Raw genomic sequence first — 19,546 nt, 5'->3', positions numbered from 1 at the left:
TCATGCTGTTGCGAGGTATTCGTAACAAGCAGAGAGGGGCAACTGAGCCACCTGAGAGTCACATCACAGGATCAGTCCTGGCGGGCCCACGCCTTGGACAGCGCGACCTTGCCGCCCGTGCGCATCAGCGACCCCTCGTAGAGCCGGGCGGCCAGCAGCAGGATCACCGCCACCGAGCAGGCCAGCACGCCCAGCGAGAGCAGCGCCTCCCACGCCTGCGCCTGACCGGCGAACAGCCGCACCGGCATGGCGACGGGCGCGGAGAACGGGACGTAGGACAGCACGCCCATCACCGCCGCGTTGTCGGAGAAGAACATCACCGCGAAGTAGGGGCCCATCACCAGCATCATCACCAGGCCCATGCTGGAACCCAGGTCCTCCTGGCGGCTGACCATCGAGCCCGCCACCGCCCACATCGAGGCCAGCAGCACGAACCCCAGCACCAGGAACGGCACGAACCAGCCCAGGGCCGGCGCGACGACCGCCAGCAGCTCGGACTCACCGCCCAGGCGCAGGGCGATGGGCGTGACCAGGGCGAGCACCACCACCTGCGCGATGGTCAGCAGGGTGTGCCCGGCGATCTTGCCCGCCAGCATGGCCCGCACCGGGACGGCGGACACCAGGATCTCCACGATCCGGGTCTGCTTCTCGGTGACGGTGCTCTGCGCGATGGCCGCGCCGCCCATCCCGAACATCATGAACACCAGGGCGAACACCAGGATGACGGCGAACCGCTCCTGCGGGTGCACCTCGGCGGGCTCCAGCAGGTCCACCGGCGGCGCGGTGGCCAGCGCGGACACCACCTCGCCCGGCGGTTCGACCAGGGCGACCACGCGCACGCCGGTGGCCGACTCGCCGGTGGTGTCCGGCACGATCGCGGCCTCCACCTCCTCGGTGCGCACCAGCTCCTCCGCCGCGGCGACGTCGTCGACCTGGCGGACGTCGAAGTCCTCGCTGCTGCCGAAGGCGTCGGCCGCCTGCGACCCGACCACGGCCACCGGCGTGGCGCCGCCGCCGAACGCGTTCGGCAGCACGGTGAACGCGAACAGCCCGACCACCACCACGGCGAAGCCGATCCAGAAACCCTTGGTGCGCACGAGGACCTTGACCTCGCGCTCGGCGACCAACCGGGCCGCCGCGGTGAACGACACGCTCACATCGCCTCCTTGAAGATCTCGTCGAGCGTCGGGACCACCGGGCTGAAGGCGCGGACCGCGCCGCGCTCCAGGGCCGCGCGCAGCACGGCCTGGTCGTCGCCGCCGGCGTCCAGCTCGAACACCGCCCGCGGACCGTCCAGCTCGACCACGCGGACGCCCGGCAGGTCGCGCACCCAGCCCGCGTCGGACGACACGACCAGCTCGTGGCGCTTCGCCCCGTACCGCTCGCGCAGCTCCTCGCGCGTGCCGCTCGCGGTCACCCGGCCGCCGGAGATGATGACCACGTCGTCGCACAGCTGCTCGACCAGCGCGAGCTGGTGGCTGGAGAACAGCACCGGCACGCCCGCGGCGGCCCGCTCGCGCAGCACGCCGAGCACCACCTCCACCGCGATCGGGTCCAGGCCGGAGAACGGCTCGTCCAGCACCAGCACCTCGGGGTCGTGCACCAGCGCGGCGGCGATCTGCACGCGCTGCTGGTTGCCCAGCGACAGCGCCTCCAGCTGGTCGCCCGCGCGCTCGGCGAGGTCGAGCCGGTCGAGCAGGCGCTCGGTGTTGGCGCGGGCGGTGGGCCGGTCCAGGCCGTGCAGCCTGCCGAGCCACGAGAGCTGGTCGGCCACCGCCATCTTCGGGTACAGGCCGCGCTCCTCGGGCATGTAGCCGAACGAGGGCCGCGTCCCGGCGGTGAGCGGTCGCCCGTTCCAGGCCACCTCGCCGCCGTGCGGCGCCAGCACGCCCAGCACGATCCGCATGGTCGTGGTCTTGCCCGAGCCGTTCGCGCCGAGGAAGCCGGTCATCCGCCCGGGGCGGACGTCGAACGTCACGTCGTGGAGCACCCGGTGGTCGCCGAAGCTCCGGCTGATCGCCGTCAGAGTCAACACGACGACGAGGCTATGCCGCGCCGCACCCGCCCGGCGTCCTCCGCCGGACCCACCCCCGGGGTCCTCCTCGCGGCCTACCCGCGGCCGTCGCCGGGCTGGACGATGCCGTGCTCGTAGGCGAACACCACGGCGTGCGTGCGGTCGCGCAGGTCGAGCTTGCCGAGCACGCGGGACACGTGGGTCTTGACCGTGGTCTCGCCCAGGTGCAGGGTGCGGGCGATCTCGGCGTTGCTGGCGCCGCGCGCCAGCTCGACCAGCACCTCGTACTCGCGGTCGGTCAGCGCGGGCGGCCGGTGCGCCGCCACGGGGCCCGGCCTGTCCCGACCGTGGAACTCCGCGATGACGCGGCGGGTCACCTCGGGCGAGAGCAGCGCGTCGCCGCGGGCCACGATCCGGACGGACTCCACCAGGTCCTCCGGCGAGGCGTTCTTGAGCAGGAACCCGCTCGCGCCCGCCCGCAGCGCCTCGAACAGGTAGTCCTCGCGGTCGAACGTGGTCAGGATGACGACCTTGGTCGTGTTGCCGGGCGCGCCCAGGACGCGCCGGGTGGCCTCCAGCCCGTCCACGCGCGGCATCTGGACGTCCATGAGCACCACGTCGGGCCGCAGCAGCTCCACCAGCTCGACGGCCCGCGCGCCGTCGCCCGCCTCGCCGACGACCTCGATGCCGTCCTCCGTCCCGAGGATGACCCGGAACCCGGCGCGGACCAGGTCCTGGTCGTCGGCGAGCACGACGCGCAGCGGCAGGTCGGTCACTGTTACCCCTCCTCGGTGGTGGTGGTCGGCAGGGTCGCGCGCACCAGGTAGCCCTTGCCCTTGCGGGGACCGGCTTCGAGCCGCCCGCCGTGGACCGCGACGCGCTCTCCCATGCCCAGCAGGCCGAAGCCGCCGGTCCTGCCGTGCTCCTCGCCGCCCTCCTCGCCGGGCGCCGGCACGGACGCGGGCACGGGTCCGCGCCCGTCGTCGGCGATCTCGACCTCCAGCGCGCGGTCGAGGTAGCGGACGCGGACGTCGACCTGCCGCGCGCCCGCGTGCTTGACCACGTTGGTCAGCGCCTCCTGCACGACCCGGTAGGCCGACAGCGCGACGCCGTCCGGCACGGGGCGGGGCTCGCCGTGGGTGCTGTGCGCCACCTCCAGGCCCGCCGACCGCGCCGTGGCCACCAGCTCGGGCAGCCGCTCCAGGGCGGCCAGCTCGCCGTCCGGCGCGTCCTCCGCGACCGGGTCGGCCCGCAGCACGCCCAGCAGCCCGCGCAGCTCGCCGACCGAGTCGCGGGCGGTCCGCTCGACCATCAGCAGCGCCGAGCGGGCCAGCTCCCGGTCGGTGTCGAGCACGCGCCGCGCGGCGCCCGCCTGGATGCCCATCACCGACACGTGGTGGGCGACCACGTCGTGCAGGTCGCGCGCGATGCGCATGCGCTCGGCGACGATCGCGCCGCGGGTGTTCCGCTCCTGGGAGCGGCGCAGCTGCTCGGCGCGGTGCTCCAGCTCGACCTGCCGGCGGGCCGACACCCAGGCGGTGTCGCCGACCACGTAGGCGGACAGGAAGAACAGCACGTTGAAGCCGAGTCCGTAGAGGACGGACGCCAGCACCGGGTCCAGGGGCCCGGCGACGTCGCCGTAATCCTGCGGCGGTCCGATGAGGAACCGCACCAGGCCGAACCCGAGCCAGGCGAACATGACCGCGATGACGCCGATCCGCGACCAGCGGGCGACCACCCGGTTCCGCTCCCACGCGCCGGAGGTGCAGATCGCGACGAACAGCGCCACCGAGGGCACGAAGTTGTCGCCGGTCTGCCGGGCCTGGGCGGCGATGAACAGCACGCCCACCACGAGCAGCACGGCGAGCGGGAACCGGCGGCGCACCGCCAGCGGCGCGGTGACCGCGATGCTCCAGAACAGCTGCTCGCCCAGCGAGGGCGCCCTGCCGTGCACCCACGCGCCCATGCTGTTGACCAGGACGGTCGTCGCGAGCGCCCCGGCCATCACGCCCAGCGCGAGCAGCACGTCCCGGCGTTGCTGGGCCGGTGTGGGCCCCGGACGGCGCCACTCGGCCCACCGGGGTTCCGCGCCGGCGGGATCCGCGGTCGCCATGGCGACAACCTAATCGATGTGCTCACCGTGGCCGGGCGACAGCGCTCCGTGCTCCCGCTCGTCGGCCGTGACGCGCGCCAGGGTGCGGCGCCCCAGCCCGCTCATCGCCGGGTTGCTCGCGGCGTAGTACCAGACGAGGCCCATGGCCTGCTGGAAGGCCCACGCCCGACCGCGCGCCCACTCGTCGTCGGCGCAGCCGAGGGCGTCGCGGAACACCCGGCGGGGTCCCGCGTCGAGCAGGTGCCAGGCGCCGACGAGGTCCAGGGCGGGGTCGGCCGGCCCGAACCCGCCGACGTCGATCACGCCGGTCAGCCGCCCGCCGGCGACGAGCACGTTGCCCGGGATCAGGTCGGTGTGGCTCATCACGTCGGGGGCGTCGCCGCGCGGCAGCAGCCGCAGCTCCGCCCACAGCCGGCGCAGCCGGGGCACGTCCAGGAGGTGTTCGCCGCGCTCGAAGCAGGTCTCCAGCCACGCGTCGTGGGTCCGCAGCTCCCCTCCCCTGCCCCCGCCGCGGAACACCCGGCCGCGGGTGCCGATCGCGCGCACGGCGAGCACGAACGCGGCCAGGTCGCGCGCGAACGGGGCCGACCCGGCGCACGAGTCCGGGGTGGCCGGCGTGCCGGGCAGCCAGGTCTGCACCGACCAGGGCAGGGGGTAGCCCGCGCCGGGTTCGCCCAGCGCGACCGGTTCGGGCGTGCGGAACGGCGTGCGGCCCAGCAGCTCCCGGGCGGCGTCGGCCTCGGACGCCAGCTCCCGCCGGACCTCACCGGGGTCGCCCGGCCGCAGCGGGAAGCGGGCGGCGAGGCCGTCGCCGAGGCGGAAGATCGCGTTGACGGTCCCGTGCGCGGCGACGGCCCGCACGGGCAGGTCCCGCCACCCGGGGAACTGGTCGGCCACCAGCGCGCGAACCGTCGCCGCGGTGATCGTCAACTGGTCGGCGTGCATGTCCACCGGGGCAGCCTCGCCGCTGCCGATCTTCGACCGCAACCGGTTTGCGCCCGCCCGCATCATGGTCACGTGCGCAGGCGCGTGTTGCTCGGGTCCGCCGCGGTCGCCATCATCGTGGTCGTGGTGCTCGGCAGCGCGTTCGCCCTCCAGCGCAAGCTCGTCTTCCTGCCCTCGGGTGGTCCGCTGCCCGCGGCGGCCGACGTGCTGCCCGGCGGTCGCGACGTCACCCTGGGCACCGCAGACGGGCTGCGCCTGTCCGCCTGGTACTTCCCCGCGCCCGGCGCGCGGGCCGCCGTGCTGGTCGCGCCGGGCAACGCGGGCAACCGGTCGATGCGCGCGCCGCTCGCGGCCGCGCTCACCGCCCGCGGCCTGTCGGTGCTGCTGCTGGACTACCGCGGTTTCGGCGGCAACCCCGGCTCGCCCACCGAGGCGGGCCTGGCGCTCGACGTCCGGGCCGCCCGCGACTTCCTGGTCGCCGAGACCGGGCTGCCGCTGCTGTACTTCGGGGAGAGCCTGGGCTCGGCGGTGGTCGCCGAGCTGGCCGTGGCGCACCCGCCGGTCGGGCTGGTGCTGCGCTCGCCGTTCACCGACCTGGCCGCGGTGGGCCGGGTGCACTACCCGTTCCTGCCGGTGCGGTGGCTGCTGCTGGACCGGTTCCCGACCGCCGAGCACGCGGCCGCGACCACCGCGCCGGTCACCGTCGTCCACGGCTCGGCCGACTCGGTCGTCCCGCCCGACCAGAGCCGCGCGGTGGCGACGGCGGCGGGCGGGCGCGCGGTGGAGGTGCCGGGCGCCGACCACAACGACCGGGTGCTGCTCGACGGCCCGGACGTGGTGGCGGCGGTCATCGCGCTCGCCTGACCCGGAGCACCGCGAACCCGACCAGCGCGGGCAGCGCCACCGCCGCGCCGGCCAGCAGCCACTGCCCGGTCGTCATGGTGGTCAGCGACGCGCCGGTGGTGGTGTAGACGACCGTGGCGGGCACCACGCCGAGCGCCGTGCCGGCCGCGAACAAGCCGACCCGCACGCCGGTGAGCCCCGCGGTGTAGTTGACCAGGCCGAACGGCACCACCGGCAGCAGCCGCAACGCCACCACCGCGGCGAAACCGCGCCGTTCGAGCAGTCGGTCCACGCGGGCGAGGCGCCCCTCGGCGGGCCTGGCCGCGTCGCGCCCGAGCCCGCGGGACAGCGCGAAGGCGACCAGCGCGCCCAGCGTCACGCCCGCCACCACGACGCCGGCGCCGAGCCACGGCCCGAACACCACGCCGCCGAGCACGCTCAGCACCGGTTTGGGCACCAGCACCGACGACCCGGCCGCGCAGACCGCCACGAACACCAGCGGCGCGGCGGGCCCGGCGGCGTCGACCCAGCCGCGGACCTCGTCGACGCCGGGCGTGACGCCGGTGGCGACGCCGACCGCGAACAGCGCGACGAGCGCGGCGAGCAGCACGAGCCGGACGACACCTGCCCACGACCGCCCGTTCACCCGGCCCAAACTACTTGGCCCGGTGATCGCCCTGCGGGATGGTGGAGGGGTGATGAGGGACCTGGTGGAGGTCTTGGGCGTCCCGGCGCACCGGGGCGGGCTGGTGGTGCGGCGGCCGGAGCTGGGCATCGGCGTGGTGCGGGTGGTGTCGCGGCCCTCCGGGCTGGAGGTCGACGTGCTGGCGCGGCAGCCGCTGGACCGGCGCGACGCGCTCCAGCGGCAGCGCGAGGTCCGCGAGGGGCGCGCGGTCACGCCCGCGCCGCGCGTGCTGCTGCCCGCGCACGACGAGGGCCTGGAGCTGCGCCTCGGCGTGCTCGACGGCGCCGGGCGGGCGCACTGGGCGCACCCGGTGCGGGGGTCGAGCCGGACCGGCGACCGCCACACCGGCGAGTTCGGCCCGGAGCACCACCGGACCTACCTCCTGCCGCCCGCCTTCGACGAGGTGTCGCTGGTGTTCGCCTGGCCGGAGATCGGGTTCCCGGAGACGGTGGTCACCCTGCCGCTGCCCGACCGGGACACCGTCGAGCGCGGCGCCGCCTCGATCTGGGACGCGCCCGTCGCCGCCGTCCCGACCACCGCCGGGTTCGCGGACCGGGAAGCCCGCCGGGTGGAGCCCGTCGCCGTCGAGACCGGGGTCGCGGTGGCCGCCCCGCTGGTGCTGCACCGCGGTGAGCACGCGGTGGTCGTGCTCACCCGGCTCGCCGCGGTCGAGCCGGGGCTGCTGTCGGCGCACGTGACGGGCGTGGTCAGGGGCGAGGTCGCGGACACCCTGCTCGGTCCGCCTCCACCGCCCGACCCGACCGGCCGGTCGCGGGACGGGACCCGCCCCGGGTTGGCGGTCGTCCGCGGCGGGGAGGCGTTCCGGCTGTCCGCGGACTCGGGCGAGTCCTCCGGCGGCGCGGGGTTCACGGTCACCGATGCCCGGTACGTCTTCGACGCGCCCGCCGACGGCGTCCTCGACCTGCTGGTCACCTGGCCGCACGTCGGACTGCCGAACGCCCTCGCCCACCTCCCGCTACGTGATACTGAACGTTAAGCACGTACCACTCAGCGCAACTCTCCCACCGCTCGTCGTGGCCTGCTTGACCGGTTAATTTCCGCGCTGCCACCGTCGGCCCCGCCATCACTGACGACCGGCGAGGAGACCGAACATGCCAGGACACGTGGGGAAGCTGGCCGTGATCGCGGCGCTCGTGGCCACCGCGGCGGTGCAGCCCGCCGCCACCGCCCACGGCCGGGGCTGGGTGGCCGCGTGGGCGGCGAGCCCCGTGGTCGGCAGCGAGATCCCCTGGAGCTCGTGCCCGGCGGGCGGGGGCCTGGCCGACCAGACCGTGCGCAACGTCGTGTTCACCAGCGCGGGCGGGAGGTCCGTGCGGGTGCGGCTGACCAACGCGTTCGGCACCCGGCCGCTGGAGGTGGGCCGGACCTCGGTCGCGGTGCGGGCCGCCGGCGACGCGGCCGTGCCCGGCACCCTGCGCGCGGTGACGTTCCAGGGCCGGCGGGCGGTGGTCGTGCCGCCGGGGCGGGAGGTCTTCAGCGACCCGGTGCGCCTGGACGTGAAAGCCCTGTCCACGCTGCTGGTCAGCGCGTACCTGCCGGAGGCGACCGGTCCGCTGACCAACCACCCGTTCACCGCCCAGGGCAACTACCTGGCCGAGGGCGACCGGACCGGCGCGGTGTCGGGCGGGTTCGCGGACACGCCGTGCTGGATGGTGGTCAACGGGGTCGACGTGGCGCCTTCCGGGCGGGTGGCGGGCACGGTGGTGGCGTTCGGCGACTCGATCACCGACACGGCCAGCACCACCGGCAACGCCAACCGCCGCTGGCCGGACTTCCTGGCCCGGCGGCTCGACGCGGTGAAGGGCCGGACGCTGTCGGTGGTGAACGCGGGCCTGGGCGGCAACCGGCTGCTCGCCGACCGGGAGGGCGAGCCGTTCTACGGCGTCGCGGGCGTGACGCGGGTGGAGCGGGACGTGCTGTCGCAGACCGGCGTCAAGGCGGTGATCATGCTGCTCGCGGTCAACGACATCGGCTACGGCGCGTCGGCGGCGGACCTGATCGCCGGGCACCGCGAGGTGATCGGGCAGGCGCGGGCCGCGGGCGTGGAGGTCTACGGCGGCACGGTGCTGCCGTTCAAGGGCTCGTTCATCTGGACCGAGGAGCGCGAGGCGACCTGGCGGACCCTGAACGACTGGATCCGCACCTCCGGCGAGTTCGACGGCGTGGTGGACTTCGCCGCCGCGACCGCGACGCCCGGCGACCCCGCCACGCTGGACCCGGCCTACGACAGCGGTGACCACCTGCACCCCAACGACGCGGGCACCGAGGCCATGGCGAACGCGGTGGACCTGCACGCGCTGCTCGGGAGGCGCTGACACCGCTCCGACCGACAGCGCCGCGGCCGGCGCCCCGAACGCGGGCGACGCGACCGGTTCGGAGGTCGACGGCGCGGGACGGGTGACCCCGGCGCACCCCGATCCGCCCCCGGCGCACCCCGGGGCGGATCGGCGGGCGGCGCGGTCGACCACCCCGCTGCTCGTCGCGGTGATCGCCCTGCTCTGCGTGGCCCCGGTGTTCGCCCGGTAGCGGAGAAAAATGAATACAGCCTTTTAGAGAAATGGGTGAAACCCTGCGGGGCACCTGGATCGCAGATGCCCCGCAGGGTTTGCCCACGCGGCCGGATCGGCCGTTTACCGGAGACCGGTCATCAGCCGAGGATGTTGACCAGGATCTTGGAGACGTCGATGTCGTCGATCAGGTCCAGGTTGTTGAGGGCCTCGACCAGGGCCTCCTTGAAGACCAGGTTGTTCGCGATGTCGACGTCCTTCAGGATGTTCTCGAGCTCGGCCTCCAGCAGGGTCAGCTCAGCCCCGTTGAGCACCTTGTTGCCGCTCAGGATGTCGCCGAAGGTGATGATGGCGTCCGGCAGCAGGTCCAGGTTGACGTCCACGTCGCACACAACGAGGTTGATCAGGCCGATCGGGTTGTTCAGGCACTCCACGTCAGGCGTGGTGGTCGCCTGGGCCGCGCCCGAACCTCCGAAGAGCAGGGCGCCGGTGAGAGCGGTGAGAGCGGCACCCGAGACGAGACGCTTCAACAACTTGGGCTCCTAGTTTCGCAGTTCCTGGCTGCGCCGATCGGCGCTGACCAAATGTAAGCAGAGCCGGGAAAAGGTGCGCACGCGTCCTTTCGGGTGACCAGCCGAAAAGAGTCCGGTGAATTGCTCCTTTCGTCGGACCCATTCACACACGACTATCGCTCGGAACTTTTCATGGCTCACCTATGCTCTTCACGGACGTCTCCACCGCGTTGTGTTCAAACGCGACCGGAAGGGTGATGCGCGATGCAGAGCGGGGCTCGCATCCGCCCGGCAGGTCGAACCGTTGTCGCACGTTGCGGCGAATGACCGCACGGATGCGGGACCACACGCCTGCGCGCTGGGTGACGAAGGGACGCTGAAACGCGGCGAACAGGTGAACCCGGACCGGTTGCGGACTACCGAAGGTAAGGGTGATGCAGATCACACCGACTGATGTCCGAAAAGTCCCGAAAGACCCGCGCGGGCGGGCGCTCAGCCCTCGGCGGGACCGCGCTCGATGCGGGTGACCGGCACGACGACCAGGTCGTGCACGCGCCAGTCGAAGTCCCGGGCCCACCTGCCCAGGTCCTCCAGGCGCTCCAGGAGGCCGTCCTCGCCCGTCGGCACGACCAGCAGCTCGCCGACGAACACGTGGCCCTCCTCGCGGACGCGCAGCCACGCGTCGGCCACCCAGTCGTGGTCGAGCACGGCGGCCAGCAGCCGGCCCGGCAGCGGGTGCGGCTCGCGGCCGCCGACCACCTGGGGGCGGCTGTCCATCAGGTTCGCCACCGCGCTCCGCGTGGTCTTCACCCCGTCGCGGACGATGTCGCCGCCGATGACCAGCGCGGCCGCCGCGTCGGCCCACCACAGGCCGAACCCGATGCCGAGCACGCCCAGCACCGCGGCCCCGGCCGTGAGCCAGTCGGCGCGGTTCATCTCCGCGTCCGCGTACAGCACCTTGTCGTGCAGCTGCCGGGCGATCTTCAGCTTGATCCGGCCCAGCAGGATCGCGGGCGCCATGGTGACCAGCAGCACCGCGATCATCACCCAGCCCAGCCACACCTGGACGCCGAGCACCTCGACCAGGCCGATCGGCGCCCGCTCGCCCGCCAGCAGCCGCGTCAGCGAGTCGTGCACGACGTAGCCGCCCAGGCCCAGCAGCGCCACCGAGCCCGCCAGGAACGCCACGCTCACCGACCGGTGGTAGCCGTAGGGGAACCGCGCGTCGGGCGGCCGGTCGCGGTACCGGGCGGCGATCAGGAACGCGGCGGGCGGCACCAGCCCCAGCATGTCCTCGATCCAGGCGGCCTTCATCGCCTGCGACTGGCCCAGGGTGACCGCCAGCAACGCGACGGCCGCCGCGAAGAACGCGATCGTCCACCACTCCAGCCGCACCGCCCGCCGGTGCAGCGCCGCCTTGTCCGGCGGCAGCTCGAACCTGTCCCGCACCCTCACGGGCGGCCCGTCAGCCGGTCGACCTCGCCCTCCGGCAGGGCCAGCAGGAACCGCTCCACCTCGACCTGCCACGCGTTCTCCCCCAGCGGCAACGCCCACACGTGCCCGTCCGCGTACGGGTGGGTCAGCGACGCCTGCTCGATCCAGGGCGACTGCTCCTCGAAACCACCGACCACGAGGTCCAACTCGCCGTTGCCCAGCGCGGTCACCAGCGCCGACTCCGAGCCCCGCCGCCACTCGACGCGGGTGCCCAGGCCGGCCGCGAACCGCTCCACCAGCTCCACCTCCGCCCCCGCCGGCTCGCCGTCCCCGACCTCGGTCCACGGCGGGTTGTCGGTGACGCCGGCGCGCAGCGCACCGCCCCGGACGCGCTCCAGGGAGCCGTCCACGTCACGCGGCAACCCGCAGCCCGACACCACCAGGACCAGCACGAGGAGGGGCAGCCACCTCATCCGCGGAACGGGGCGGTGAAGCAGGCGACCCGGCCGCCCGCGGTGCCGGCCTTGCCCGGTTCGGTGGCCGTGGTCGGCATCTCGTGCAGCACGACCGAGGCGGGCACGCGGTCGCCGAAGTCGAACGGCACCGTGGTCTCCGCCGTGCCGTTGCCCTCGCCGTCGGTGGCCAGGTCGAGCCAGACCTCGTTCTGCGGGTTGGCGTAGGCCGGGTCGGTCGACGGCTGGTCCGGCGTCGCGCCGGGGTCCTGCTCGTGCTGGTAGTGCGGTCCGGCGTCCGCGCCGGTCTTGCCGCACGGGTCGGTGTGGGCGTGCGCGGCGTAACCGCGGTCGGGCTGGAGCTGCGAGGCGGTCAGGCGCACGGTCGTCGTGCCGTCGCCCTCGAACACCTCCAGCTCCAGCTGGGCGCCGGGCGGCGCGGCGGTGGTGTCGTAGGTGAAGGCGGTGTCGGCCTCGGAGACCTCGGCGAGCACCCCCACCTGCCGGTTGGTGACCGCGGACTCCGAGGTGGCGGTCGATTCCGGCCCGGCGGCGTCGGTGCCCGACCCGCCGCAGCCCACGGTGGTGCAGAGCGCGGCCACCAGGACGATGCCCATGCGCATGACGGTTCCCCTTCGACTGCGCCGTTGTGGTCACCGGTCGGCTACCCTCGTCACTCCCCGTGAAAACGTCGTCGCGCCCTGCGGCGAGGGAGCCGGCGCCCGCGGGTTCCCCGGCTGTTCTCCGGCGCCCGCGGTTCCCCGGGGCCTCCGACCGGGCGGGTCGTCGTTCGGCGAAGAGGAGCGGTGCTACGTTCCGGGTTCGCCGACCAGGAGGAACGCATGGCCATCGAGGTGCACGACGTACCCGAAGAGAAGCACTTCGCCGCCCTCGTGGACGGGGTGCCGGCCGGACGGGTCGAGTACCTGCGGACCGCGGGGCTGATCGCGTACACCCACACCGAGGTCGACCCGGCGTTCGAGGGCAAGGGCGTGGGCAGCGCCCTCGCCAAGGCCGTGCTGGACCAGGCCCGCGAGTGGCAGCTGCCGGTGCTGCCGCAGTGCCCGTTCATCGCGAGCTACATCGCCCGCCACCCCGAGTACGCCGACGTCGTCTACCGCCGGTCGGAGACCGCCGGCTGACGACGTGCACGGTCTCCCCCACCCCGGATGGGTGTCGCACCCGATGGTGACGGCCGCGGGCGCCGACCACACTGTCGGTGTCCGAAAGCCCAGAGCGCAGTGGGAGGGGGAGCCGTGAACGCCTTCGCCGTGCTCCGACCGGTCCACCACCGAGCCCCGCGGAACGGAGCCATGCGAGCGTCCGACATCGCCGCCGACGTGCCGACGGTGACCGTCGACGACTCCGTGTCGTGCGCATGGCGGGTGATGGCGGTGAACCGGTTGCCGGGCCTCGTCGTGGTGGACGAGGCCGGTCGCCGGGGCCATCACCCTGGAGCGGCTGCTCACCAGCCTCGCGGTGTCGCGCCCCGAGGCCTGACGCCCCTCGCCGGCGGTCGCCACGCGCGGCCGCCGGCGCCCGCCGCCCGTCCCCCGCCCCGGTGGCCGCCTTCGCGCGGCCACCGGTGGTTCACCGTGTCCGGAGGTCGTCCTTCGCCCTTCCCCGGGTTGCCCTTCCCCGGGTCGCAGACATGAGCCCGTTCCCGGCCATCGGCGTCTTCGCCGTCGCCTTCTTCTTCATCGCGACCGAGAAGGCCGACAAGGTCAAGGTCGTGCTCATCGCCTCCGGCGTGATGGCCCTGCTCGGGATCGCGCCGGGCAGCGAGGTGTTCTTCTCCGGGCACGAGGGCATCGACTGGAACGTCATCTTCCTGCTGTTCGGCATGGTGGTGATCGTCGGCGTGATCAAGCAGACCGGCGTGTTCGACTACCTCGGCATCTGGGCGGCCAAGCGGTCGCGCGGCAGGCCGTACCGGCTGGTGGTGCGCTGCCTGGCCGTGCTGGCGGTGGTGGCCCTGCTCGACGCGGTCGGCGACGACTACTTCATGGCGGCCACCGCGCTGCTGTTCGGCTCGGGCGTGCTGGGCGCGGACTTCGGCGGCAACGGCACCGCGGTGGCGGCCGGCGCGAACGTGGTGGCCATCGGCATCGCCGCGCGGGCCGGGCACCGCATCTCGTTCCGGCAGTTCACCAAGTACGGCGCGCCGGTCACGGTGCTGAGCATCCTGATGGCGTGGGCGTACGTGTGGCTGAGGTACTTCTGAGGACCCGTTCGCGGAGCTGACCCGCCACGCGGTCAGGGGTCGAGGTAGTCGCGGATCAGCGCGGTCACCGCGCCCGGGTACAGGAACGGCTCGCCGCGCATGGTGGCCCGGCACGCCTCCACCAGGTCGCGGTCGGCCACGGACTTCAGCACGTAGCCGGACGCGCCGACCTTGAGCGACTCGAAGAAGTACTGCTCGTTGTCGTACATGGTCAGGATGAGGGTGCGCAGCCCCGGTTGCAGCCGGGACAGCTCGCGCGCCGCCTGGAGGCCGGTCATCCGGGGCATCGCGATGTCGAGGATGGCGAGGTCGGGTTCCTCGCGCCGGGCAGCGGCGACGGCCTCCGCGCCGTCGCCCGCCTCGGCGACCACCTCCAGGTCCGGTTCGCCGTCCAGGATGAGCAGCGCGCGTTCCCTCATGCCGGTGATGCCCGATCCCTCCTCCGCGCCGCGCAGGCCGCGGCCGTTGTCGCGAACCAGCAGCTCGACCCCCGGTCCCGCGCACCGCAGCGACAGGTCGACGTGCGTGGCGCGGGCGTGGCGCGCGGTGTTGGTCAGGCACTCCTGGGCGACTCGGCGACCCGCTTGAGGTCCAGCAGCACCGCAGTGAGCGTCTGGCCGACCTCGTCGTGCAGCTCCCGGGCGGTGCGGCTGCGCTCGGCCTCCTGCGCGGACAGCGCCCGCGCGGCGCTCAGGCCGCGCTCGGCCTCCAGCCGGTCGAGCATCCGGTTGAACGCCCGGATCAGCTCCGGGATGTGGCCGCGACCGGCCACCGCGGGCCTCGGGTGCGGTTTGAGCAGGTCGGTGGTCGACATGGCGTGGGTCAGCCGGTCCAGCGGGGCGAGGCCGACGCGCAGCAGCACGGCGTCGATGACGAGCATCGCGGCCAGGCCCGCGCTCACCACCAGCGCCTCGGTCAGCAGCACGGGCGTGGACACGGTGACGGGGCCGAGCGTCAGCACGCCGGTGGCCACCACCAGCACCGCCGCGTTGAGCAGGAAGATCCGCCAGAACAGGAACGCGCACCGCCTCCGGTCCACCAGGCTGCCCGGGAGCGCTCCGGCACGTCCATCCGTGGTGGCACCCATGGTGCACCGGTGGCGACCACCACCAGGTTCGGGTGGCGCGCCCGGTGACCGGGGTCGGACCGGATCAGGTGGGCGGCCACGCCCGGTGGCCGGTCACGCCGCGCCGCGCTCCGCGAACGCGCCGCCGGCGAAGACCAGCTCGGCGAAGCGCTCGCCCATGAGCCGGTGGCCGGCGGCGTCCGGGTGGAGCCGGTCGGGCAGCGGCAGCTCGGCGGCGTCCGCCTCGCCGTAGAGGGCGCGGCCGTCGAGGTGGTGCAGGTTGGGGTCGTCGGCGGCCCGCTGCGCCACGACCCGGGCCAGCTCCGCCCGGATGACGCCCAGGGTCAGCTTCCCGCTCGCGCGCTCCGCCGGGTCGCCCGTGGCCCGGAACAGCAGCCGACCCCGGCGCAGCTCCGCGAGGTCCGGCGCGACGGGACCGGGCGTGTCCTCGTGGATCGGGCACAGGATGGGCGAGATGACCAGCAGCGGCGTGGTGGGGTGGCCCTCGCGGATGGTGTCGAGGAAGCCGTGCACGGCCGGGGTGAAGGCGCGCAGGCGCATCAGGTCGGCGTTGACCAGGTTGATGCCGATCTTGAGGCTGATCAGGTCGGCGGGCGCGTCCCGCAGGGTGCGGGCGGTGAACGGGTCGAGCAGGGCGCTGCCGCCCAGGCCCAGGTTGACCAGCTCCACGCCGCCGAGGGACGCGGCGAGCGCGGGCCACGTCGTGCTGGGGCTCGCGGCGTTGGAGCCGTGGCTGATCGAGCTGCCGTGGTGCAGCCACACCCGGCGGCCCCGGTCGGGCGCGGGCTCGACGGGCGCGTCGGTGCGCAACGCGATGAGTTCGGCCACCTCGTTGTGCGGCAACCAGATCTCGACCTCCTTGGGGCCGTCCGGCAGCCCGGTGAAGCGGGCGGTGCCCGGCTGCCCGGGAGTCCTCTCGGCGGCGCCGGTGGCCAGGTCGACGGTGAGGGTGTTGCCGCCGGGCACGCTCGCCCGGCCGGCCAGGCGGCCGTCGACGACCAGGTCGTAGACGCCGTCCGGGCGGGGCGGGGTACCGGGGTAGACCCGCTTGGTGGGCAGGGTGTCCAGCTCGACCGCGGTGGCCCGGGTGCGGAAGACCAGCCGGACGCCGGAGGGCTGGGCCTCGGCCATGGCGAGCTGCCCGTCCGCGCACTGGGCGCGGGCCCGGGCGGGCAGCCGGTGCGGCAGCACGCCGTGCTCGGTGCGCTCGACCTCGACGGCGCCGCGCAGGAGGTCGGCGGTGACCGGGGTGGTGATCATGTGGGTGCGCATCTCCGTCGCCTGCTCGGTCGGGGTGTTCGGGTGGTCGGCGCGGGCCCCGGTCACGGTGCGGGCCAGTTCCGCAGCAGGGCGTCGAGGGCGTCCAGGACGCGCGTCCAGGTCTCCTGCGAGTCGGGCTCGCTGTGGCTGAACCCCCCGTCCAGCTCCAGGCTGACGAAGCCGTGGAAGACGCTGCCCAGCAGCCGGACCGCGTGCGTCTGGTCCGGTTCGGCCAGGTCGTAGCCGCGCAGGATCGCCCGGGTCATCTGCGCGTGCTTGCCGCCCGCGCTCGCGGCGGCCGTGGCCGGGTCGAGCCTGAGGCGGGTCGCGGCGTAGCGGCCGGGGTGCTCGCGGGCGTAGTCGCGGTAGACGTCGCCCAGCGCGATCAGGGCGTCCCGGCCCGCCCGGCCGGCCAGCGCGGCGGCGCCCAGGTCGGCCAGCTCCTCCAGGGCGAGCAGGGCGATCCGGGTCTTGAGGTCCTGCGAGCTCTTCACGTGCGAGTACAGGCTCGCGACCTTGACGTCGAACCGCCTGGCCAGCTCGGCGACGGTCACCTGGTCGAAGCCGACCTCGTCGGCCAGCTCGGCGCCCGCCCGGGTCAGGCGTTCCGAAGTCAGTCCCACGCGCGCCATAACCATCCCTTCCGTGGCCAGAAGAGATTATGAACTTGCCTAAAGCATTTAGGCAAATCGCCTCGGTGGGACCGGTGGGACCCGGTCCCACCGAGGCGGTCGCGCTAGCCGAGCCGGCAGGCCAGGCCGTTGAGGGTGAACGCGGTCGGCTTGGTGTTGACGCCCGACCAGGTGCCGATGAAGCCGATCGACGTCGAGCCGCCCGCCGGGATCAGGTGGTTCCACGCGAGGTGGTCGACGGTGACCTGGCCGCCGGACTGGCGGAAGGCCCCGTTCCAGAGCTGGGTGACCCGCTGGCCGTTGGCGTAGTGCCAGGTCAGCGTCCACTTGTTGATGGGCGCGGTGCTGCGGTTGGTGATGCGGACCGAGCCCTGGAACCCGTTCTGCCACTGGCCCGCGACGTCGTAGGACACGGCGCAGCTCGCGGGCGGCGGCGAGTCGGTGGTCGTCGTGGTCGTGGTGGTCGTGGTGGTGGTCGGGCCGCCGATCTGGCTCGGGTCGACCACGCCCCAGTAGGCGTCCTTGGCCTGGAGCCGGGTGTCGAACAGCAGCGGGTGGTCCTTGCGGGTCACCGGGAAGCTGTCGAGCCACGTGCCGTCGTCGGCCAGGCCCCACAGGGTCACCGAGCTGATCTCGTCGGAGTGCCGCTTGAAGACCTCGAACAGGTCGCGGTACCGGTGCGCCTGCGCCAGCAGCACCTCGGCGGGCGGGGTCGGGTAGGACTGGCTGTTGTCCGTGTAGATGGAGATGTCCATCTCGGTGATCTGCTGGTCGACGCCCAGCGGCGCGAACTTGGTGATCATCGCCTCGGTCTCGGCGACCGACGGCCACTGCACGTTGACGTGCATCTGGTGCCCGACCGCGTCCACCGGCACGCCCTCGGCCCGCAGCTGCGCCACCAGGTCGTGCAGCGCGTCGCGCTTGGCGGGGACGTTGGTGTTGTAGTCGTTGATCACCAGCACCGCGCCGGGCGCGACCTCGCGGGCCACGCGGAACGCCGTGCGGATGTAGTCCAGCCCCGTGATCTCGAACCACCGGCTGCGGCGCAGGCCGTCGGCCTGGTTCTCGTCGATGACCTCGTTGACCACGTCCCACACGCCGATGTCGTCGCCGTAGTGGCCGACCACGCCGCGGATGTGCGCCTCCAGGCGGGCCAGCAGCAGCGCCTTGTTCTCCGGGGTGGCGGTCATGTCCGCGCCGGCCGCGTCCCGGAACACCCACGCGGGCGTCTGCTGGTGCCACACGAGGGTGTGGCCGCGCACGGCCATGCCGTTGGCCTTGGCGTAGGCGACCAGCGAGTCGGCGTCGCCGAACCGGAACGCCCCCTCGGTGGGCTCGGTCGCGTCCCACTTGAGCTGGTTGCCCGGCGTGATGGAGTTGAAGTGCTTGGCGAGCAGCTGCCCGTGGTTGCCCAGGAGCTGAGCGGGCTCGACCGCCGCGCCGACGGCGTCGAAGTGCTCGGCCAGCGCGTCCTTGACCGAGGGGATGTCGGTCTGGATCGGCGGCAGCGGCGTGTAGGAGAGGGTGAAGTCGTCGATGTGCAGCGACGCGGTGGCGCTGGTCAGCTCGACGTAGGCGGCGAGGAAGTCGACGTCGGCGGCCAGGGTGTAGCTGCCCTTGAGGTTGACCCAGCCGTCCGCGGTGACGGCGGTGCCGCCGACCACCTGGTCGTAGGACGGGGTGCCCGCGGTGCGGCGCTCGACGGACAACCGCGCCTGCGTGGCCGCCTCGCCCGCCGCGAGCCGGACCCAGACCGACAGCTCGTACCTGGTGCCCTCGTCGACCTCGTCGAGCAGGTCGAGCGTCGGGCCCTCCCAGTTCTGCGTGCGGCCGGTGGCGGCGAGGCTGTGCGCGCCCCCGTGGGCGACGGCCGTGCTCACCTCGACCGCGGGACCGCCGCGCGGCGCCCACCCCTGGGCCGTGGCGTCCTCGAACGTGCTGTTGACGACCACCACCGGGTCATCCGCCGCGGCGGCGCCCGAACCGACCTGCGCGACCGCGACCAACGCGGCGACGACGGAGGTGGCGAGCGCACCGGCGAGAACTCTCCTCATCGAGAATCCCTCTCCCGTGAACCGGCTGGGAGCGCTCCCAGACCAGCCTGAACGATAGGCAGGCGATCAACCGCCGGCCAGGCCCCGTTCAGACCAACCACCCGCTCGCGACCTCGGGCCACCCCTGAGCCACAGGTTTGGCCCACAAGGCTTGACCCACGGCCCTGGCCCTGGCCCTGGCCCTGGCCACCCCAGCCTCACGCGGCCGCCCGCTCAGCCCCGCCCTCGTCCCTGCCCTCGTCCCTGCCCTCGCTCCCGCCCTCCAGCAGTCCTCGCAGCGCGGCCAACCCCTTGGCCGCCTGGCTCTTCACCGTGCCCTCCGCGCACCCCAGCCGCCGCGCGGTCCCGGCCAGGCCCAGGTCCTCGCAGGAGCGCAGCACCACCACCGCCCGCTGCCCCGGCGGCAGCCGCACCAACGCGGTGCGCACGTCGAGCACGTCCTCCACCCGAACCGGCGCGACCGGCGTCGACGGCGGCTCACCCATCAAGGTCTCGCGCCTGCGGGACGATCGCCGCCCCTGGTCGATCGCCGTGCGCAGCAGCACCTTCCGCAGGAGCCTGCTTCTCGTGCGGTTCACGCCCTTCAAAGGCCGTGAGCACTACTTGATGTTGCCCCGAAAGCGAGGCAACTTCACAACCACCTGTGACGTACGCGCGCAGTTCCCACTCCGCGCCAGATCCGTCACGACCACCCCGCCACACACCCGCGCGCCCGCGGCCACGGCCGCCACAGCCACCACCCACCGCCACCCGCCACCTGCCA

23 protein-coding genes are annotated in these 19,546 nt (G+C 73.7%); 6 read left to right on the top strand and 17 right to left on the bottom strand.

Annotated features, from left to right (window positions below):
• Positions 1–71: 71 nt before the first annotated feature.
• The 5 genes from ABD223_RS31825 to ABD223_RS31805 form a co-directional block, all read right to left on the bottom strand.
• On the bottom strand, positions 72–1,157 hold the full coding sequence (locus tag ABD223_RS31825; RefSeq protein ID WP_344040349.1) for an ABC transporter permease: 1,086 nt from the start codon (positions 1,155–1,157) through the stop codon (positions 72–74).
• Complete coding sequence (locus tag ABD223_RS31820; protein WP_344040348.1) at positions 1,154–2,035, bottom strand: ABC transporter ATP-binding protein; 882 nt, start codon at positions 2,033–2,035, stop codon at positions 1,154–1,156. The genes ABD223_RS31825 and ABD223_RS31820 overlap by 4 nt, the downstream gene beginning before the upstream one ends.
• A gap of 74 nt (positions 2,036–2,109) precedes the next feature.
• Positions 2,110–2,790 (bottom strand): response regulator, encoded by a 681-nt coding sequence (locus tag ABD223_RS31815; protein ID WP_344040347.1) that lies wholly within the window; start codon positions 2,788–2,790, stop codon positions 2,110–2,112.
• A gap of 2 nt (positions 2,791–2,792) precedes the next feature.
• Positions 2,793–4,127 carry a sensor histidine kinase gene (locus tag ABD223_RS31810; RefSeq protein WP_344040346.1) on the bottom strand — a complete coding sequence of 445 codons (1,335 nt, stop codon included), beginning with the start codon at positions 4,125–4,127 and terminating at the stop codon, positions 2,793–2,795.
• Between the two features lie 9 nt (positions 4,128–4,136).
• The gene (locus ABD223_RS31805; RefSeq protein WP_344040436.1) at positions 4,137–5,138 is read right to left on the bottom strand and encodes an aminoglycoside phosphotransferase family protein; all 1,002 of its coding nucleotides are present in this window, start codon (positions 5,136–5,138) and stop codon (positions 4,137–4,139) included.
• 6 nt (positions 5,139–5,144) lie between these two features.
• On the opposite strand from ABD223_RS31805, the gene ABD223_RS31800 reads away from it, so the two are divergent.
• Positions 5,145–5,936, top strand: a complete 792-nt coding sequence (locus ABD223_RS31800; RefSeq protein ID WP_344040345.1) for an alpha/beta hydrolase — start codon at positions 5,145–5,147, stop codon at positions 5,934–5,936.
• Here the strand turns inward: ABD223_RS31800 and ABD223_RS31795 are convergent.
• The gene (locus tag ABD223_RS31795; RefSeq protein WP_344040344.1) at positions 5,920–6,561 is read right to left on the bottom strand and encodes a TVP38/TMEM64 family protein; all 642 of its coding nucleotides are present in this window, start codon (positions 6,559–6,561) and stop codon (positions 5,920–5,922) included. The two genes, ABD223_RS31800 and ABD223_RS31795, sit on opposite strands and share 17 nt — an antisense overlap.
• A 52-nt stretch (positions 6,562–6,613) precedes the next feature.
• On the opposite strand from ABD223_RS31795, the gene ABD223_RS31790 reads away from it, so the two are divergent.
• The 3 genes from ABD223_RS31790 (at position 6,614) to ABD223_RS31780 (ending at position 9,147) form a co-directional block, all read left to right on the top strand.
• A complete protein-coding gene (locus ABD223_RS31790) occupies positions 6,614–7,597 on the top strand; it encodes a hypothetical protein (protein ID WP_344040342.1) in 984 nt (327 codons plus the stop codon).
• Positions 7,598–7,712: 115 nt separating this feature from the next.
• Entirely contained in the window at positions 7,713–8,936 is a 1,224-nt protein-coding gene (locus tag ABD223_RS31785; protein ID WP_344040341.1) for an SGNH/GDSL hydrolase family protein, read from the top strand.
• An 82-nt stretch (positions 8,937–9,018) separates the two neighbouring features.
• Entirely contained in the window at positions 9,019–9,147 is a 129-nt protein-coding gene (locus tag ABD223_RS31780; RefSeq protein ID WP_344040340.1) for a hypothetical protein, read from the top strand.
• Between the two features lie 121 nt (positions 9,148–9,268).
• Here the strand turns inward: ABD223_RS31780 and ABD223_RS31775 are convergent, their stop codons facing one another.
• From ABD223_RS31775 to ABD223_RS31755, 5 genes are all read right to left on the bottom strand, one after another.
• On the bottom strand, positions 9,269–9,661 hold the full coding sequence (locus tag ABD223_RS31775) for a hypothetical protein (protein WP_344040338.1): 393 nt from the start codon (positions 9,659–9,661) through the stop codon (positions 9,269–9,271).
• A 169-nt stretch (positions 9,662–9,830) separates the two neighbouring features.
• Positions 9,831–10,085 carry a hypothetical protein gene (locus tag ABD223_RS31770; RefSeq protein ID WP_344040337.1) on the bottom strand — a complete coding sequence of 85 codons (255 nt, stop codon included), beginning with the start codon at positions 10,083–10,085 and terminating at the stop codon, positions 9,831–9,833.
• 47 nt (positions 10,086–10,132) lie between these two features.
• Complete coding sequence (locus tag ABD223_RS31765; protein WP_344040336.1) at positions 10,133–11,095, bottom strand: cation diffusion facilitator family transporter; 963 nt, start codon at positions 11,093–11,095, stop codon at positions 10,133–10,135.
• A complete protein-coding gene (locus tag ABD223_RS31760) occupies positions 11,092–11,547 on the bottom strand; it encodes a transporter substrate-binding domain-containing protein (protein ID WP_344040335.1) in 456 nt (151 codons plus the stop codon). Before ABD223_RS31760 ends, ABD223_RS31765 begins: the two co-directional genes overlap by 4 nt.
• Entirely contained in the window at positions 11,544–12,143 is a 600-nt protein-coding gene (locus ABD223_RS31755) for a superoxide dismutase (RefSeq protein ID WP_344040334.1), read from the bottom strand. Before ABD223_RS31755 ends, ABD223_RS31760 begins: the two co-directional genes overlap by 4 nt.
• A 225-nt stretch (positions 12,144–12,368) precedes the next feature.
• Between ABD223_RS31755 and ABD223_RS31750 the strand changes: the two genes are divergently transcribed.
• Entirely contained in the window at positions 12,369–12,668 is a 300-nt protein-coding gene (locus tag ABD223_RS31750; protein WP_344040333.1) for a GNAT family N-acetyltransferase, read from the top strand.
• A 509-nt stretch (positions 12,669–13,177) separates the two neighbouring features.
• Positions 13,178–13,750, top strand: coding sequence for an SLC13 family permease (locus ABD223_RS31745; RefSeq protein WP_344040332.1), 573 nt, complete (start codon positions 13,178–13,180; stop codon positions 13,748–13,750).
• Between the two features lie 32 nt (positions 13,751–13,782).
• Here ABD223_RS31745 and ABD223_RS31740 read toward each other — a convergent pair whose 3' ends face one another.
• The 6 genes from ABD223_RS31740 to ABD223_RS31715 form a co-directional block, all read right to left on the bottom strand.
• On the bottom strand, positions 13,783–14,169 hold the full coding sequence (locus tag ABD223_RS31740) for a response regulator (protein ID WP_344040331.1): 387 nt from the start codon (positions 14,167–14,169) through the stop codon (positions 13,783–13,785).
• A gap of 134 nt (positions 14,170–14,303) precedes the next feature.
• On the bottom strand, positions 14,304–14,837 hold the full coding sequence (locus ABD223_RS31735) for a histidine kinase (protein ID WP_344040330.1): 534 nt from the start codon (positions 14,835–14,837) through the stop codon (positions 14,304–14,306).
• 93 nt (positions 14,838–14,930) lie between these two features.
• The gene (locus ABD223_RS31730; RefSeq protein ID WP_344040435.1) at positions 14,931–16,097 is read right to left on the bottom strand and encodes a GDSL-type esterase/lipase family protein; all 1,167 of its coding nucleotides are present in this window, start codon (positions 16,095–16,097) and stop codon (positions 14,931–14,933) included.
• Positions 16,098–16,159: 62 nt separating this feature from the next.
• Complete coding sequence (locus ABD223_RS31725; RefSeq protein ID WP_344040329.1) at positions 16,160–16,729, bottom strand: TetR/AcrR family transcriptional regulator; 570 nt, start codon at positions 16,727–16,729, stop codon at positions 16,160–16,162.
• Between the two features lie 104 nt (positions 16,730–16,833).
• On the bottom strand, positions 16,834–18,783 hold the full coding sequence (locus ABD223_RS31720; RefSeq protein ID WP_344040328.1) for an endo-1,4-beta-xylanase: 1,950 nt from the start codon (positions 18,781–18,783) through the stop codon (positions 16,834–16,836).
• Positions 18,784–18,980: 197 nt separating this feature from the next.
• The gene (locus ABD223_RS31715) at positions 18,981–19,361 is read right to left on the bottom strand and encodes a sigma factor-like helix-turn-helix DNA-binding protein (protein ID WP_344040327.1); all 381 of its coding nucleotides are present in this window, start codon (positions 19,359–19,361) and stop codon (positions 18,981–18,983) included.
• Positions 19,362–19,546: the final 185 nt, after the last annotated feature.

This window comes from Saccharothrix xinjiangensis, assembly GCF_039527585.1.
GTDB lineage: Bacteria > Actinomycetota > Actinomycetes > Mycobacteriales > Pseudonocardiaceae > Actinosynnema > Actinosynnema xinjiangensis.
Note: the sequence above shows the minus strand (reverse complement) of the source record. Positions and strands in the feature narration are given on the sequence as shown.

Excerpts from the sequence above, each read along its gene's own strand:
- ABD223_RS31735 (WP_344040330.1), bottom strand. The coding sequence starts at position 14,837 with ATGGGTGCCACCACGGATGGACGTGCCGGAGCGCTCCCGGGCAGCCTG.
- ABD223_RS31730 (WP_344040435.1), bottom strand. The coding sequence starts at position 16,097 with ATGATCACCACCCCGGTCACCGCCGACCTCCTGCGCGGCGCCGTCGAG.
- ABD223_RS31785 (WP_344040341.1), top strand. The coding sequence starts at position 7,713 with ATGCCAGGACACGTGGGGAAGCTGGCCGTGATCGCGGCGCTCGTGGCC.
- ABD223_RS31720 (WP_344040328.1), bottom strand. The coding sequence starts at position 18,783 with ATGAGGAGAGTTCTCGCCGGTGCGCTCGCCACCTCCGTCGTCGCCGCG.
- ABD223_RS31740 (WP_344040331.1), bottom strand. The coding sequence starts at position 14,169 with ATGAGGGAACGCGCGCTGCTCATCCTGGACGGCGAACCGGACCTGGAG.
- ABD223_RS31810 (WP_344040346.1), bottom strand. The coding sequence starts at position 4,127 with ATGGCGACCGCGGATCCCGCCGGCGCGGAACCCCGGTGGGCCGAGTGG.
- ABD223_RS31760 (WP_344040335.1), bottom strand. The coding sequence starts at position 11,547 with ATGAGGTGGCTGCCCCTCCTCGTGCTGGTCCTGGTGGTGTCGGGCTGC.
- ABD223_RS31750 (WP_344040333.1), top strand. The coding sequence starts at position 12,369 with ATGGCCATCGAGGTGCACGACGTACCCGAAGAGAAGCACTTCGCCGCC.
- ABD223_RS31755 (WP_344040334.1), bottom strand. The coding sequence starts at position 12,143 with ATGGGCATCGTCCTGGTGGCCGCGCTCTGCACCACCGTGGGCTGCGGC.
- ABD223_RS31725 (WP_344040329.1), bottom strand. The coding sequence starts at position 16,729 with ATGGCGCGCGTGGGACTGACTTCGGAACGCCTGACCCGGGCGGGCGCC.
- ABD223_RS31805 (WP_344040436.1), bottom strand. The coding sequence starts at position 5,138 with ATGATGCGGGCGGGCGCAAACCGGTTGCGGTCGAAGATCGGCAGCGGC.
- ABD223_RS31745 (WP_344040332.1), top strand. The coding sequence starts at position 13,178 with ATGAGCCCGTTCCCGGCCATCGGCGTCTTCGCCGTCGCCTTCTTCTTC.
- ABD223_RS31790 (WP_344040342.1), top strand. The coding sequence starts at position 6,614 with ATGAGGGACCTGGTGGAGGTCTTGGGCGTCCCGGCGCACCGGGGCGGG.